Source organism: Micromonospora sp. NPDC049529, from assembly GCF_055586685.1.
In genome coordinates this window covers 269308-283670 of the sequence record NZ_JBVJHT010000010.1, presented here as the reverse complement: position 1 = coordinate 283670, position 14363 = coordinate 269308, and the positions used below count along the sequence as shown (strand labels likewise).

Genomic DNA, 14363 nt, shown 5'->3' with positions numbered 1-14363 from the left:
CGGGAGCACGGAGCCTGGATCCCCCGCGCGTGTCCACCGGCTGGACGGGTGCCGCGACCGGCGCTCAGCCGGCCGACGTGGTACGGCGGTGCCGACCGGTCCGGTGGCGTACCACCGGTGCCGTGGCGACCAGTGCGCTGGCCGGCACCGGCGCGGCCCCGACCACGATCGGCGGGGCGACCAGGTCGGCCAGGTGCTCGGGCAGACCGGGGTGCAGCGCCGGCCACCGGCAGTCGTCCACCGACCAGTAGGCGCCGCCGAGGTTCCGGGCCACCGCCTCCGGGGTGGTGGTGGCGGGCTGCTGCTCACGGTCGCGGTGGTGCTTCGGCATGTGGGCCTCTCCGGTGGGTCGACGTGACCGAGCGGCCGCTGGCACCGCCGCGACGGACGCTGGTCCAACGAGCGGAGCCGCCGCCCGGTCACGCCGTACCGCCGGGCCGCCCGGTGCTGCCGGCCCGGACCGATCAGCCGAAAATCGGTCGGTCGGAGATCGGACCGGTCCGGAACCGGTCAGTCGAAGATCGGGCCGATCGTCCGGGAGCGCTTGAGCTCGTAGAACCCGGGGGTGCCGGCGACCAGGAGCACGCCGTCCCAGAGCCGGGCGGCGGCCTCGCCCTTGGGGGCCGGGGTGACGACCGGGCCGAAGAAGGCGACCGTCTCACCGTCGACCGGGCCGGGGGCGTGGATCACCGGGGTACCGACGTCGGTGCCGACCGGCCGCATCCCGGCCTCGTGGCTGGCCCGCAGCGCCTCGTCGTACTCGGTCGAGTCGGCCACGGCGGCCAGGGCCGGGTCCAGGCCGACGTCGGCGAGCGCCGCCGCGTACAGCTCCGGGCCGCGCTGCTCGCCGCCGGGGTGGATCCGGGTGCCGAGCGCGGTGTAGAGGTCCCGCACCGCCTGCTGGCCGTACTTCTGCTCGACGGCGATACAGATCCGCACCGGACCCCAGGCGGTCTTGAGGAATTCCCGGTATCGCTCCGGCAGTTCGTCGCGGCCCTCGTTGAGAACCGCCAGGCTCATCACCCGGAACTCGACGTCGACCGGGCGGACCTGCTCCACCTCCAGCAGCCAGCGGGAGGTCATCCAGGCCCAGGGACAGGCCGGGTCGAAGTACATCGTGACGCGCGCGCGCTCGGGCACGGCGACTCCCTTCAATATCCAAGATGAGGCGAATTGCAATCCACCTCAGCAAATCTTCACCCCGGGAACACCGGGACAGCACGGAGATGAGACCGTGAGTTGGACCACCCCCGCCCGCTCCCGCACGTGAAACACTCGACCGGGAGCCACCGGGGGTGGATCTTCGCTGTCAGTGGGGACAGCGCGAGCTGAAGATGGAGATATGACGTGCCGGGAGTGCGTAACCTTACCCAGGTCGAGGCGACCGAGCGGGCCCGCCTGCTCGACGTCGCCGGGTACGACATCAGCCTGGACCTGACCTCCGGCGGCCTGGCCGCCGACAACCGCACCTTCCGGTCCGTGACCGAGGTCAGGTTCCGCTGTGCCGAGCCGGGGGCCAGCACCTTCATCGAGGTGGCCGCGGACTCGGTCCGGACCGCCACCCTGAACGGGACGCCCGTCGACCTCGGCACCTGGTCCGCCGAGAACGGCCTCACCCTGACCGACCTGGCGGCCGAGAACACCCTGGTCGTCGACGCCGACTTCCTCTACTCGGCCAGCGGGCAGGGCCTGCACCGCAGCGTGGACCCGGTGGACGGCGAGACCTACCTGTACAGCCAGTTCGAGACGGCCGACGCGCAGCGGGTCTTCGCCTGCTTCGACCAGCCCGACCTGAAGAGCGTCTACACCTGGCACGCCACCGTCCCGGTGCACTGGCGGGCGATCTCCAACATGCCGGTGACCGCCGAGGAGACCGACGGCGGCCCGACGAAGACCGTCCACTTCGCCGAGTCGGCCCGGATGAGCAGCTACATCACCGCGCTCTGCGCCGGCCCGTACCACGAGGTCCGGTACAGCCACGACGGCATCAGCATGGGTTACTACTGCCGGGCCAGCATGGCCGAGCACATGGACGCCGACGACCTGCACCTGATCACCACGCAGGGCTTCGACTTCTTCCACGAGCAGTTCGGGGTCCGCTACCCGCTGCCCAAGTACGACCAGCTCTGGGTGCCCGACTTCAACGCCGGGGCGATGGAGAACTTCGGCTGCGTCACCCACTCGGAGACGCACTACATCTTCCGCTCCCAGGTCACCGACTTCGAGTACGAGCAGCGGGCGAACACGATCCTGCACGAGCTGGCCCACATGTGGTTCGGCGACCTGGTCACCATGCGGTGGTGGAACGACCTGTGGCTCAACGAGTCGTTCGCCGAGTGGGCCAGCCACTGGGCCAACACCCACGCCACCCGGTTCTCCGACGCCTGGACCACCTTCCTGTCCATCCGGAAGAACTGGGGCTACCGGCAGGACCAGCTCTCCTCCACCCACCCGGTCTACTGCGAGATGCCGGACCTGGAGGCGGTCGAGGTCAACTTCGACGGCATCACGTACGCCAAGGGTGCCAGCGTGCTCAAGCAGCTCGTCGCGTACGTGGGCGAGGAGCCGTTCCGGGACGGTCTGCGCAGCTACTTCGCCCGCTACGCCTGGGGCAACGCCACCTTCGACGACCTGCTCTCCGAACTGGAGTCGGCGTCCGGCCGGGAACTGCGCAAGTTCGCCGCCCAGTGGCTGGAGACGGCGCAGGTCAACACGTTGCGCCCGGAGGTGACGATCGCCGCCGACGGCACGTACGAGCGGGTGGTCGTCCGGCAGGAGGCACCCGCCGACTACCCGACCCTGCGTACGCACCGGATCGGCGTCGGCCTGTACGACCTGCGCGACGGCCGGCTGGTCCGGCGGGACCGGATCGAGGTCGACGTCGCCGGTGAGGCGACCGAGCTGCCGCAGCTGGCCGGGGTGGCGGCGCCGGACGTGCTGCTGCTCAACGACGACGACCTGACCTACGCCAAGCTGCGCCTCGACGAGCGGTCGATGGCGACGGTGGTGCAGCACGTCAGCGCGTTCGAGTCGTCCCTGCCCCGGGCCCTGTGCTGGGCCGCCGCCTGGGACATGGTGCGCGACGCCGAGCTGTCCGCCCGTGACTACGTCGCGCTGGTGCTGGCCGGGCTGCCCGCCGAGAGTGACATCAACCTGGTCACCCAGACCCTGCGGCAGGCCGCCAGCACGCTGGCCATGTACGCCGACCCGGACTGGGCGCCGACCGGCTGGGCGGACCTGGCGCGTACGGCCAGGACCGCGGTCCGGCTGGCCGAGCCGGGCAGTGGGCTACAACTCGCCTGGGCCCGTACCTACGCCTCGGCGGCCCGGTCCGAGGAGGACCTGGCCACGCTGCGCGGTTGGCTCGACGGCGTCGAGGTGCCGGACGGGCTCGCCATCGACACCGAGCTGCGCTGGACCGTGTTGCGGGCCCTGGTCGCCGGTGGTGCCGCCGGGGTCGCCGAGATCGACGCCGAGTTGGCCGGGGACCGGACCGCCAGTGGTGAGCGGGAGGCGGCGCTGACCCGCGCGCTGGTGCCGACGGCCGAGCACAAGGCCGAGGTCTGGGCGGCGCTGACCGGGGACGAGATCCTGCCGAACTGGCGCAGTCGGGCACTGTTGCAGGGCTTCCAGCACCCGGCGCAGACGGAGCTGACGGCGCCGTACACGAGTCGGTACTTCGAGACCCTCAGCCGGGTCTGGGCGAGCCGGGACAGCGAGCCCGCGCAGGAGTTCGTCATCCTCGCCTACCCGGCCTACCAGGTGAGCCCGGAGACGATCGCCGCCACCGACGAGTGGCTGGCCCAGCCGGGGCACCCGGCACCGCTGCGCCGGCTGGTGTCCGAGGGCCGCGACGGTGTGGTCCGGGCGATCAATGCCCGCGCCCGGGACGCCGCCAGCGCCTGAGTACGTCGAAAGCCGGCCCGGGCACCGATTCGCTTCGGTGCCGGGGCCGGCTTTTTCGGGTCGACGTGGCGGCTTCGTGTCAACGTGGCGGCGGTGCGCCGCCTGCTACGCCTCGACAGCGGCCGTTGCGCTACGCCTTGCCGGCGCGGCTGGCGAGCTGGTCGAGACCGCTGATGATGCCGCCGGCCAGGTCGCCACCACCGAAGGCGGCCACCATGGACAGTGCGGCCAGCTTGGCGTCCCGGTCCGGGATCCGCTTGCGGGCCTCGGCACCGGTGACGACCTCCAGCAGCCGCTGGTTTGGCGAGACGGCGATCAGCACCGAACGGGCCGGCTCGGCGAGCTGCTCCAGCAGCCGTACGGCGTGCTCGCGGGTCGGCTCGTCGAGGGCGCCGACGTAGACCGTGAAGACCAGCTCGCTGCCCTGGTCGGCGAGGCGCAGCGCCTCGTCGATGCGGAGCAGCTGCCGGGTCGAGAACGGACCGTCGAGCACGTCCGGATGACCGGTCTGCTCCGGTTGCGCCGGGCTGAACTCCGTCATGGTCTGCTCACCAGCGGTCACTTGCGCCTCCCGTTGTGCCCGCCTGACTCGGCGTACCCGTGGACTCGGTCTCCGCGCCGGTCAGCTCGGCGGTCCGGCCGCTGCCCCGCAGGGCGGCGGCGGCGGAACCGGCCAGGTTCTCCGGCGCGGACAGGAACCAGACCGGGGTGAAGTCGAATGGCCGCCCCGGCCGATACCGCCGGGTGCTCCGGCCGCTGCCGGCGAGCGCCAGTACGGCGATCACCAACACCACGGCAGCCGGGATCCCGACGAAATACAGCAAGGTGTCGGTAACCGTCCACTGCTCGGTAGCAGACAACCTCAACGCTCCCAGGCGTGATAGGGACCAAACACCCGGCCCAGGGTGGGCGGCCAGGCTGCCGGTCCGCTCCGACTCAGACGCTGTCAACGGTATCGGAGTGCGGCGCGCCGCGTATCTCGGGGTGGCGATCCCACCCCCCGCTGACCTGCGCCCGGTACGGCGACGACAGCGTGGATCGGCCGTTGTCGCCGTACCGCGAACGGGTTTCGCCGCATCGCGGACAACCGGACACCGCCCGGCGGACGGCGCCATACCACCCGGCCGGGCTACTCCCCGACGGTACGGGCGAGCGCGTCGGCGAGCCGCCAGCAGTCGTGGTACGTCGAGTAGAGCGGGACCGGGGCGGCCCGGATCACGTCCGGCTCACGCGAGTCGGTCAGCACCCCGTGCTCGAAGCGCAGCCGGCGGGCCAGCTCCGCGGCACCGCCCCGACCGATCCGCAGCGACAGCTGGGCGCCGCGCCGGTCCGGGTCACGCGGGGTCAGCAGGGTCAGCGGCCGGGTCGCGACGACCTCGTCGAGCAGGCGTTGGGCGTACCCGGTCAACCGGACGCTCCGCTCGCGCAGCGCGGCCATGCCGATCTTGTCGAAGAGTTCCAGCGAGGTACGGACCGGGCCCATCGCCAGGATCGGCGGGTTGGAGACCTGCCAGGCGTCGGCGGTCGCCGGTGGCCGGATCCGCGGCGTCATCTCGAACCGGGTCGCCGGCTCGTTGCCCCACCAGCCGTCGAACCGGGGCAGGTCGGGGTTGCCGAGATGCCGCTCGTGCACGAACGCGGCGGCCACCGACCCCGGCCCCGAGTTCAGGTACTTGTACGTGCACCAGGCGGCGAAGTCCACATCCCAGTCGTGCAGCCGCAGCGGCACGTTGCCGGCGGCGTGGGCCAGGTCCCAGCCGACCACGGCGCCCGCCGCCCGACCGGCGCGGGTGATCGCCTCGATGTCCATCAGCTCGCCGGTCAGGTAGTTGACCCCGCCGAGCAGCACCAACGCGACCCGGTCGCCCTCCCGGTCGAGGTAGTCGAGCACGTCGGAGGTGCGCAGGTTCTCCTCGCCCGGCCGGGCCCGCAGCCGGACCACCGCGTCGTCCGGGTCGAGCCCGTGGAAGGCGGCCTGGCTGCGGACCGCGTAACTGTCCGAGGGGAACGCCGTGTCCTCGATGACGATCCGGAACCGGTCACCGGACGGGCGGTAGAACGAGACCATCAGCAGGTGCAGGTTGACCGTGAGGGTGTTCATCACCACGGTCTCCGCCGGCAGGGCGCCGACCAGTCGCGCGGCCGGTTCGGTGAGCAACCCGACGTACGGGGTCCAGGGGCGGTCGCCCTCGAAGTGGCCCTCGATCGCCAGCCGGGCCCAGGTGTCCAGCTCCTGGAGCAGCTCGGTGCGGGTCGCCCGGGGTTGCAGGCCGAGGGAGTTGCCGACCAGGTAGGCGCTGTCGGCGTACCGGCCGCCCTCGGCGGGCGGAACCAGGAACAGGTCCCGGTGCCCCGGGTCGGCGGCGTCGAGACGGTGGGCTTCTTCTTCGGCAGCGTGCATCGGTTCGTCCACTTCACGAAAGGGGTGGTTCCGGGTCCCGGTCGGGTGTCACATCAGCGTGCGGGCCGACCACAGCTCGGGAAAGACCGTACGGGCCATGCTCCGTTGCAGCCAGGTCACACCGCCGGAGCCGCCGGAGCCGGCCTTCGCGCCCATCGCCCGCTGGGTGGCCTTGAGATGCTGGTAACGCCAGTCGCCGAACTGCTCGGCGACCTCGGCCAGCGCCTCGCCGAGCGGGCGCAGCAGGTTGTCCGGGCCGGTGTCCCGGTAGATCTCGACCCAGGCAAGCTCGACCGCCGGGTCCGGCTCGGCCGGCTCGGTCAGGTCCCGGTCCAGCGGTGCGGCGGACAGGGCGAAGCCCCGGCGGGCGAGCAGGGTCAGCGTCTCGTCCCAGAGGCTCGGTGCGTTCAGGGCGTCGACCAGGGCCTCGTACACGGCCGGCTGGCGGCGGAACGGGCGGACCAGCGAGGCGGTCTTCAGGCCGAGCAGGAACTCCAGTTGCCGGTACATCGCGGACTGGAAGCCGGAGCCCTCGCCGAGCAGGTCCCGGAACTTGTTGAAGTCGGCCGGGGTCATCCAGCGCAGGCCGCGCCAGGCGGCGTTGAGCCCCTCCAGGTGCAGCGCCGCGCGGCGCAGCGGGGGCAGCGCACCCCAGACGTCGTCGTCGCGCAGCCGCTGCCGGGTCTCGCGCAGTTCGAAGCAGGTGAGGCCGAAGTACAGCTCCATGATCTGGCTGACCATCAGGAACGACATCTCGCCCGGATCCTTGCTCAGCGTCTGCTGCAACGTGTGCAACGTGCTGGCGTGCACGTACGCGTCGTACGGCGTACGGTCGGCGAACTCCAGCGTCGGCTCGCCCGCGTTCGCCTCGGCTCGGGCGGCCCGCTCGTCCGCGTTCACCGCACGGATCACCGCGTCGTGTGTCATCGCCGTCCCCTTCCGTCCATCGGCACAACGTCATGATCTCTCTCGGCAGCCGGGCGGGGAATGCCGAACCAACGGCACCTGACCGTTTCGACCATCTAGTTCTGCGGCTAGTTTGGAAAATCACCTCACGAAGGAAAGGTGTGTGGCGTGGACGACATGGATTGGGCACTGCTGCGCGAACTACAGGCCGACGCCCGGCTGTCGTACAGCGAGTTGTCCCGCCGGGTGCACCTGTCCCCACCGGCGGTCGCCGAGCGGGTCCGGCGGCTGGAGGAGGCCGGCGTGGTGACCGGCTACCACGCGCACGTCGACCTGGCTCGGGCCGGCCGCGCCGTCGTGGCGCTGATCCGGATGTCCTGTTACGGCCCCCGGTGCATCCTGCGCGACCCGTCCGTGGCGGGTTGGCCCGAGGTGCTGGAGATCCACCGGATCACCGGTGACGCGTGCAGTGTGCTGAAGGTCGCCGCCGGGTCGATCGACGCGTTCGAGCAGGTGATCGACCGGCTCGCCCCGTACGGGCAGCCGTCGAGCACGATGGTCCTCTCGTCCCCGCTGAACTGGCACCCGGTCACCCCGCTGCCGCCACCCGAGCCGGTCGACCCCGCAGCCGGTCACCCCTGAGCCGCTCGACCCCGGAGCCGGACCGGACCGGAATCGCACCCGGCCGGCGATCGGGCGTGATTCGCGGAGCCGGGTGGGAACACCGTGGGCGACGCGGACCACGCGGTGGCCGGCCGGACGGCCGGAAGGGGGAGGTCATGCAGGGTGGCGCAGCAGTCCGTCGGGCACTCGTCTCGACGGCCGGAGTGATCGCGCTGGCCACGCCGGCAGCACCGGCGGCGGCGGCCCCGACACCGGTCGTCCCGACCCCGACGCAGAGCGGCAACGCGTTCGTCGAGGTCACCCCGAACACCGCCCAACCGGGCACCCGGGTGAACATCCGGGCCAGTTGCGACCAGGCGAACAACAACCAGGCGACGGTGGACTCGCAGGCGTTCGGCCGGGTTGTCGTACGCCCGAACAACGGCTTCCTCACCGGCGCGGTGACGATCCCCGGCAACCGGACACCGGGCACCTTCGACGTGAACCTGAACTGCCCGAACGGCAACACCGCACACACCACCCTGACCGTGGTGAACATGAGCAAGCCGACCCAGGGTCCGGCCACCGGTGGCGGCGGTACGGCCGGCGGCTTCGGCGGCCCCCTCGTGCTCGCCGGCGGCCTCGCCGTGATCGTGCTCGGCGGTGGACTCTGGCTGCTCAGCGCGCGGCGCCGGCCCGAGACGGGACCCTGAGCCACCCCGGCCGATGAGCGAGCGCCTCGCGCCGGTCCGGGCGGCGCACAGCCGGGTGTGCCGCCTCGCCCGGCGGCTCGCCGTCGAGGCGTCGGCGGCGAGCATCGTCACCCCGGACACCGCCGACCGTACCGCGCCCGGAACGCTGCGACCCGGTTCGGACCGTGCGGTCGGCACCGCGCGGGCGGCCAGCACCGTCGCGCCGCCCGGCCAGCGGGTCACCCGCGTCCGTTCCGGGGTACGGCGACGTCCTGGACCGATCCCGATCGTCATCGTGCTGATGGGCCTGATCATCACCGGGTTCGGGGTGCAGTACGTCACCGGCACGAACTTCCTGCCCGGATTCAGCTCCGGCAGCCGGCCGCCGCCGCGCAAGTTCCCGGTGCTGGAGCCGAGCCCGCCGACCGCCATCTCGATCGGGTCGCTGGACGTACGGGCCCGGGTGCACCGGGTCGGGATCGCACCGGACGGTTCGATCGCCGTACCGCCACCCGACCGTTACCAGGAGGCCGGCTGGTACGACCAGAGTCCCACCCCCGGCCAGTACGGCCCCTCGGTGATCGTCGGCCACGTCGACACCCGGACCGGGCCGGCGGTCTTCCACGATCTGGCCGACATCCGGCCCGGTGCCCGGATCGAGGTGACCCGGATGGACCGGTCGGTGGCCGTCTTCGAGGTCAATTCGGTCAACCGGTTCGACAAGTCGGAGCTGCCGACCGACCGGGTGTTCGACGACTTCAACCGCCCCGGCCTGCGCCTGATCACCTGTGGTGGCCGCTGGGTCGGCGGCGCGACCGGGTACGCCGACAACGTGGTCGTCTTCGCCTCCCTCGTCTCCGCCCGCCCGCCATAACCCCTCTCCCCGCCGAGGGCGCGCCACCAATACAGAGAAAGAGTGCCTATCCACGACGGAATAAGCACTCTTTCTCTGAAAGTGTGCGGGCTGTTCGGGGTGGGGTGAGTGGGTGGAGGGGGTGGAGGGGGTGGTCAGGCGGCCAGGTCGGCGTCGCGGAGGTCTAGCCAGTCCGCCCAGCGTGGGTCGGGGGCGCGGTGGCCGAGCACCCGCCAGGCGGTGCCCTTCGGCGGGGCCGGCAGCGCGTGCAGCCGCCAGCCCAGCTCGGCCGGGGTCTTGTCGCCCTTGCTGTGGTTGCACTTGGCGCAGGCCGCCACGACGTTCTCCCAGGCGTGCCGGCCGCCCCGGCTGCGCGGGAAGACGTGGTCGATGGTCTCCGCCGGCCCCCGGCAGTACGCGCACCGCCAGCCGTCCCGAGCGAAGATCGCCCGGCGGGAGAGGCCGACGTGGCTGCGGTAGGGGACCCGGACGAAGCGGGTCAGGCGGACCACCGACGGGACCGGCAACGAGTTGCGGGCGCTGTGCAGCATGCCCTCGCCGTCGGCGACACAGACCGCTTTCGCGGACAGGACGAGGATCGCGGCTCGACGCACCGAAACGACACACAGCGGCTCATACGTAGCGTTGAGCACCAACGAGCCGGAGCCCACCGTGGGTCGTATGTCAGGCATCGCGATCACCCTTCCGGTTGTGTCTGACGCCCCGCTCCTGTCATCTGCCGTGTGTCGACCGACGGCGCGGTTCGTCACCGACCGCGGCCGACGCCGGCAGATCACCGGCGTCCGTGCGCCAATAGTCCCCGATGGGACCCCCGATTGCACGTACTAATCCGGGGTCCCTCATGAAGCTTTTGTGTCCTGTGGCAGGATGACCGGTTCCGTCCGGTTAACCCGAGCGTCGCCCGGGGCTGGACCCGAGTGCCGTCGCCGGCCGGGTCGACCCTGCGACGGCCCGGACCCGTACCCGGACACATCGGCGGGCGGCGTCGCGCGGCGGGGCGCCGGGCAGCCGTACCCGCCGGTGCGGTACGAAAGCAGGCGTGAATCTCGCGCTCCTGCTCGCCGTACCGACACCGAGCCCGTCGGTGACCTCGACCCCGCGTCCCAGCCAGAGCTGCCTGGACAGCTTCCTGTGCCGGGCGGTGCTGGACGCGACCGACACCACCTGGTTCGCCGAGGGCAGCTACTACATCCTGGTCAAGCCGCTGCGGATCATCGCGATCGTGCTCGTCGCGATGCTGATCCGGTGGCTGCTGCACCGGACCATCAGTCGGCTGGTCGACGCCACCGCCGAGGGGGTGCCGACGGTACTGAAGCCGCTGCGCGAGCGGATCCCGACGGCGGCGGTCGATCCCTCGCTGGTGGTGCCGGAACGGCGGCGTCAACGGGCCGCGGCGATCGGCTCGGTGCTGCGCAGCCTGGTCACGGCCGTGGTCTTCGGGATCGCCGTGCTGCTGGTGCTCAGTGAGCTCAGCTTCGACCTGGCGCCCCTGCTGGCCAGCGCGGGTATCGCCGGGGTGGCGCTCGGCTTCGGTGCCCAGACGCTGGTCAAGGACCTGATCGCGGGGCTGTTCATGCTGCTGGAGGACCAGTACGGGGTGGGTGACACGGTCGACCTCGGCGAGGCCACCGGCGTGGTCGAGGCGGTCGGGCTGCGGATCACCACGATCCGGGACGGCCGGGGCGTGCTCTGGTACATCCGCAACGGCGAGATCATCCGGGTCGGCAACAAGAGCCAGGGCTGGGCCATGGTGGTGGTCGACATGCCGATCGGCTTCGCCGGTACGGAGGAGGCGACCGCGGTGCTGCGTACCGCGGCGGCGGCGGTGGCGCTGGATCCGGAGCTCGCGCCGGAGATCGTGGAGGCACCGGAGGTGCTCGGCGTCGAACAGGTCACGGTGGACGGAGCGGTGATCCGTACGGTGGTCAAGACGACCGCGGACGGTCAGTTGCCGGTCGGACGCGAACTGCGTCGGCGGCTGGCCGAGGCGCTCGAAAATTCGGGCATCACCGCGCAGATCGCGGCCTCCCGGATGTACCTGCGGTCGCCGTCACCGCCGCCGGAGGGCACCGAGACCGGCCAGGGTGGTGCCACCTGAGCAGCGGTTTCGCGGGCGTTCACGGGGTGATTACCGAAAACGGGGGTCAGGTCGCCGGCGAGCGGGGGTCGCGAACCACACGGGTGGTCAGGTATCGTCCGTTCGTTCAGTCAACGATGCGACGATCTACCCATCCACCCTAGCCAGATGTCTGACGATCGGGCAGAATCCGGGACAAGCTCCTCTCGGAGCGTAACGAGCACGTTGCCCCCTACGTCTGACAAACGTTCCCCGACGGCTCCATCCTGAGTGGTCAGCGGTCGAGAACGATGGAGGCCCCCGTGTCCGACGCGACACGTACGCCCGAAGGGCCGGCTACCTTCCGCGAGGTGTTCGCGCAGCCGGAGTTCCGGGCGCTCTACACGGCCAACGCGTTCTCGTGGCTCGGCGACTATCTGGCTCGGGCGGCCGTCACCGTACTCGTCTTCCAGGAAACCCGGTCGGTGACGCTCTCCGCCGCCGCCTTCGCGGTGAGTTACCTGCCCTGGCTGGTCGGTGGGCCGTTGCTCGCCGCGGTGGCGGAACGGCATCCGTACCGGACCGTGATGGTGGTCTGCGACCTCACCCGGATGGTGCTGATCGGGATCATCGCGATCCCCGGCCTGCCGGTCCCGATCATCCTGCTCCTGCTCTTCGGCATCACCCTGGCCAACCCACCGAGCCAGGCGGCCCGGTCGGCGTTGATGCCGATGCTGCTCACCGGCGACCGGCTGGTGGTGGGCCTGGCGGTGAGCACCAGCACCGGCCAGGCCGCCCAGATCGTCGGGTACATGCTCGGCGCCACCGCCGCCACGCTGAACCCGAGCGTCGCGCTGCTGATCAACACCGGCACCTTCGCACTCTCCGCCATACTGATCCGGTTCCGGGTGCGGCAGCGACCGGCGGCGATGACCGAGGAGCACCGCAGTCACCTGCTCCAGGAGACCGCCGAGGGCTTCCGACTGGTCTTCGGCACCCCGGTGCTGCGGGCCATCGCCATCGTGGTCTTCGCCTCGATGCTCTTCGCGATCGTGCCGGAGGGCCTGGCGGCCGGCTGGGCGGCCGACTTCGCGAAGCTCTCGGACGCCGAACACTCCGAACGCGGGCTGACCCAGGCCATGATCATGATCGCCAGCCCGCTCGGCTTCATCCTCGGCGGCCTGACCATCGGGCGGGGCCTGCGTCCGGCGCTGCGCCGCACGCTGATCCGCCCGTTCGCGGTCCTGGCCCCGCTCGCCCTGGTGCCGGCGCTGCTCAATCCGACCCCGCCGCTGGTCGCGCTGATGGCACTGGTCAGCGGCTTCGCCGTGGCGGGTCTGCTACCGGTCGCCAACGGGCTGTTCGTGCAGGCGCTGCCGCCCGGTTTCCGGGCTCGGGCGTTCGGTGTGATGAGCAGTGGGATGCAGGTGCTCCAGGGCGGTGCCGTACTGGTCACCGGGGTCCTGGCCGGGCAGTTCAGCATCCCGCTCGTGGTCGGTCTGTGGAGCGTCGGCGGGGTACTGCTGATGCTGGTGGTCGCCACCAAGTGGCCCAGCACCGACGAGTTCAACGCCGCCATCGCGGATGCCGGCCGGAAGTCCCCGGCGGGCGCCGGGGCACAGTCCCCGCCGCGCCCGGCAGGCGACCGGGCGAGCGGTACGTCCCCCGCGTCACCCACCGGCGTCAGCACGCTGTGACCGAGGCCGCGTCGACCACGCCGCGACCGGTCGATGCGGACCTGGCAGGATGGAACGGTGACGTCTCCAGGTGAGGGCGACCGGGCGCAGACCCCGGCGACCCTGTTCGAAGCGATCGGCGGCGAGCCGACCTTCCGCAAGCTGGTCGACGAGTTCTACGTCGGCGTCGCCAGCGACCCGCTGCTGCGCCCGCTCTACCCGGAAGAGGATCTCCGGCCGGCGGCGGACCGGATGACGCTGTTCCTGATGCAGTACTGGGGCGGCCCGAGCACCTATTCCGAGCAGCGGGGACACCCGCGGCTGCGGATGCGGCACGCGCCGTTCCGGGTCGGACCGGCCGAGCGGGACGCCTGGCTGCGGGCGATGCGCCGGGCGGTCGACAGCCTGGCCCTACCCCGGGAGTACGAGCAGACGCTCTGGGACTACCTGGAGCGGGCGGCGTACTTCATGGTGAACACGGACGACGGGGAGCCGGCCACCCCGCCGCGGATCGGCTGAGCCGCCGACCGGGCCCGGTGGGGCCCCCGGACTACAGCAGGGCGCCCTCGTCGTGCAACCAGTCCACGAACGTGGTCGCCATCGCGGCGCCGCAGTCGAGCACCTCGACCAGCAGTGCGTCGTGCGCCCCGGACCGCATCGGCACCTGCATCTCGGCGTAGATCGGCAACTGGCCGCGCTCGGTCGGGTCGCCCACGTACGCCTTGGCGAACCGCTGGGCGTGGTTCCACTCGTTGACCACCCGGTAGGCGCGGTCGGCCCAGTCCGGCGGCACGGTGGAGTACGGCCGGGCGCGCATCACCAGGATCTCGTCCTCCGGACCCTCCAGGGTGAACAGCACCGCGTGCCGCTCCCACATGGCGAGCAGGCTGCCGTCGCCGTCGGCGAGGTAGCGCACGTCGAGCAGGTCGAGTGCGTCGCCGAGCCGGCGCAGGGTCACCGGTGCGACGATCGCGGGCGCGACCGGTGCGGGTAGCTCGGTTGCCCCGGACAACTCGGTCTGATCGGAATCGTGCTCCGGCTCCCGTGGGGCGGGCGGTCCTACCCGGACGGCCTCGTCCACGGAGATCCTGCTTCGAGTCTCCGGCTCACCGCTCGCGGCGGTGTGACCGGGGCGCCATGACCACCACGGCATTGCTCGCGCACCTCGCTCCCCAGCGGATCCAGTCGCCTACGGTGCGTTGGATCCGAGGGACGACGGTACCCGGATAGCCGTTCGGAAGCATCCCCC

Annotated in this window: 15 protein-coding genes; 7 read left to right on the top strand and 8 right to left on the bottom strand. The window is 71.5% G+C overall.

What is annotated here, in order from left to right; all coding sequences use genetic code 11:
* Window positions 1–64 precede the first annotated feature (64 nt).
* Both ACZ6QQ_RS19595 and ACZ6QQ_RS19590 read right to left on the bottom strand, forming a co-directional pair.
* Window positions 65–331 carry a hypothetical protein gene (locus ACZ6QQ_RS19595; protein ID WP_465877861.1) on the bottom strand — a complete coding sequence of 89 codons (267 nt, stop codon included), beginning with the start codon at window positions 329–331 and terminating at the stop codon, window positions 65–67.
* 179 nt (window positions 332–510) lie between these two features.
* Window positions 511–1116, bottom strand: coding sequence for a mycothiol-dependent nitroreductase Rv2466c family protein (locus ACZ6QQ_RS19590; protein WP_465877981.1), 606 nt, complete (start codon window positions 1114–1116; stop codon window positions 511–513).
* A gap of 240 nt (window positions 1117–1356) precedes the next feature.
* On the opposite strand from ACZ6QQ_RS19590, the gene pepN reads away from it, so the two are divergent.
* A complete protein-coding gene (gene pepN, locus ACZ6QQ_RS19585) occupies window positions 1357–3906 on the top strand; it encodes an aminopeptidase N (protein WP_465877859.1) in 2550 nt (849 codons plus the stop codon).
* A gap of 130 nt (window positions 3907–4036) precedes the next feature.
* Here pepN and ACZ6QQ_RS19580 read toward each other — a convergent pair whose 3' ends face one another.
* The 4 genes from ACZ6QQ_RS19580 to ACZ6QQ_RS19565 form a co-directional block, all read right to left on the bottom strand.
* Window positions 4037–4468 carry a DUF5130 family protein gene (locus ACZ6QQ_RS19580; RefSeq protein WP_465877857.1) on the bottom strand — a complete coding sequence of 144 codons (432 nt, stop codon included), beginning with the start codon at window positions 4466–4468 and terminating at the stop codon, window positions 4037–4039.
* Window positions 4455–4766, bottom strand: coding sequence for an aa3-type cytochrome oxidase subunit CtaJ (gene ctaJ / locus ACZ6QQ_RS19575; protein WP_465877856.1), 312 nt, complete (start codon window positions 4764–4766; stop codon window positions 4455–4457). The genes ACZ6QQ_RS19580 and ctaJ overlap by 14 nt, the downstream gene beginning before the upstream one ends.
* 269 nt (window positions 4767–5035) lie before the next feature.
* A complete protein-coding gene (kynU, locus tag ACZ6QQ_RS19570; protein WP_465877855.1) occupies window positions 5036–6307 on the bottom strand; it encodes a kynureninase in 1272 nt (423 codons plus the stop codon).
* Window positions 6308–6355: 48 nt separating this feature from the next.
* Window positions 6356–7234 (bottom strand): tryptophan 2,3-dioxygenase, encoded by an 879-nt coding sequence (locus ACZ6QQ_RS19565; protein ID WP_465877854.1) that lies wholly within the window; start codon window positions 7232–7234, stop codon window positions 6356–6358.
* A gap of 147 nt (window positions 7235–7381) precedes the next feature.
* Between ACZ6QQ_RS19565 and ACZ6QQ_RS19560 the strand changes: the two genes are divergently transcribed.
* The 3 genes from ACZ6QQ_RS19560 to ACZ6QQ_RS19550 all read left to right on the top strand — a co-directional run bounded on the left by ACZ6QQ_RS19560 (window position 7382) and on the right by ACZ6QQ_RS19550 (window position 9382).
* Window positions 7382–7855: an Lrp/AsnC family transcriptional regulator gene (locus ACZ6QQ_RS19560; protein ID WP_465877853.1), complete on the top strand. Its 474-nt coding sequence runs from the start codon at window positions 7382–7384 to the stop codon at window positions 7853–7855.
* 137 nt (window positions 7856–7992) lie between these two features.
* A complete protein-coding gene (locus ACZ6QQ_RS19555; protein WP_465877851.1) occupies window positions 7993–8529 on the top strand; it encodes a hypothetical protein in 537 nt (178 codons plus the stop codon).
* 13 nt (window positions 8530–8542) lie between these two features.
* Window positions 8543–9382, top strand: a complete 840-nt coding sequence (locus ACZ6QQ_RS19550; protein ID WP_465877850.1) for a class F sortase — start codon at window positions 8543–8545, stop codon at window positions 9380–9382.
* A gap of 134 nt (window positions 9383–9516) precedes the next feature.
* Here ACZ6QQ_RS19550 and ACZ6QQ_RS19545 read toward each other — a convergent pair whose 3' ends face one another.
* On the bottom strand, window positions 9517–10053 hold the full coding sequence (locus tag ACZ6QQ_RS19545) for an HNH endonuclease (RefSeq protein WP_465877849.1): 537 nt from the start codon (window positions 10051–10053) through the stop codon (window positions 9517–9519).
* 368 nt (window positions 10054–10421) lie between these two features.
* On the opposite strand from ACZ6QQ_RS19545, the gene ACZ6QQ_RS19540 reads away from it, so the two are divergent.
* From ACZ6QQ_RS19540 to ACZ6QQ_RS19530, 3 genes are all read left to right on the top strand, one after another.
* Window positions 10422–11480, top strand: coding sequence for a mechanosensitive ion channel family protein (locus ACZ6QQ_RS19540; protein ID WP_465877848.1), 1059 nt, complete (start codon window positions 10422–10424; stop codon window positions 11478–11480).
* A gap of 269 nt (window positions 11481–11749) precedes the next feature.
* Complete coding sequence (locus ACZ6QQ_RS19535) at window positions 11750–13135, top strand: MFS transporter (protein ID WP_465877847.1); 1386 nt, start codon at window positions 11750–11752, stop codon at window positions 13133–13135.
* A 33-nt stretch (window positions 13136–13168) separates the two neighbouring features.
* Window positions 13169–13633: a globin gene (locus ACZ6QQ_RS19530; RefSeq protein WP_465877846.1), complete on the top strand. Its 465-nt coding sequence runs from the start codon at window positions 13169–13171 to the stop codon at window positions 13631–13633.
* Window positions 13634–13664: 31 nt separating this feature from the next.
* On the opposite strand, the gene ACZ6QQ_RS19525 is transcribed toward ACZ6QQ_RS19530, so the two are convergent.
* Window positions 13665–14267: a type III secretion system chaperone family protein gene (locus tag ACZ6QQ_RS19525; protein ID WP_465877845.1), complete on the bottom strand. Its 603-nt coding sequence runs from the start codon at window positions 14265–14267 to the stop codon at window positions 13665–13667.
* Window positions 14268–14363 lie beyond the last annotated feature (96 nt).

What these genes read in the sequence shown, in the direction of transcription:
- ACZ6QQ_RS19595 (WP_465877861.1), bottom strand. Translation starts at nt 331, where the DNA reads ATGCCGAAGCACCACCGCGACCGTGAGCAGCAGCCCGCCACCACCACC.
- ACZ6QQ_RS19590 (WP_465877981.1), bottom strand. Translation starts at nt 1,116, where the DNA reads ATGTACTTCGACCCGGCCTGTCCCTGGGCCTGGATGACCTCCCGCTGG.
- kynU (WP_465877855.1), bottom strand. Translation starts at nt 6,307, where the DNA reads ATGCACGCTGCCGAAGAAGAAGCCCACCGTCTCGACGCCGCCGACCCG.
- ACZ6QQ_RS19565 (WP_465877854.1), bottom strand. Translation starts at nt 7,234, where the DNA reads ATGACACACGACGCGGTGATCCGTGCGGTGAACGCGGACGAGCGGGCC.
- ACZ6QQ_RS19555 (WP_465877851.1), top strand. Translation starts at nt 7,993, where the DNA reads ATGCAGGGTGGCGCAGCAGTCCGTCGGGCACTCGTCTCGACGGCCGGA.
- ACZ6QQ_RS19550 (WP_465877850.1), top strand. Translation starts at nt 8,543, where the DNA reads ATGAGCGAGCGCCTCGCGCCGGTCCGGGCGGCGCACAGCCGGGTGTGC.
- ACZ6QQ_RS19545 (WP_465877849.1), bottom strand. Translation starts at nt 10,053, where the DNA reads ATGCCTGACATACGACCCACGGTGGGCTCCGGCTCGTTGGTGCTCAAC.
- ACZ6QQ_RS19535 (WP_465877847.1), top strand. Translation starts at nt 11,750, where the DNA reads ATGGAGGCCCCCGTGTCCGACGCGACACGTACGCCCGAAGGGCCGGCT.
- ACZ6QQ_RS19530 (WP_465877846.1), top strand. Translation starts at nt 13,169, where the DNA reads ATGCGGACCTGGCAGGATGGAACGGTGACGTCTCCAGGTGAGGGCGAC.
- ACZ6QQ_RS19525 (WP_465877845.1), bottom strand. Translation starts at nt 14,267, where the DNA reads ATGCCGTGGTGGTCATGGCGCCCCGGTCACACCGCCGCGAGCGGTGAG.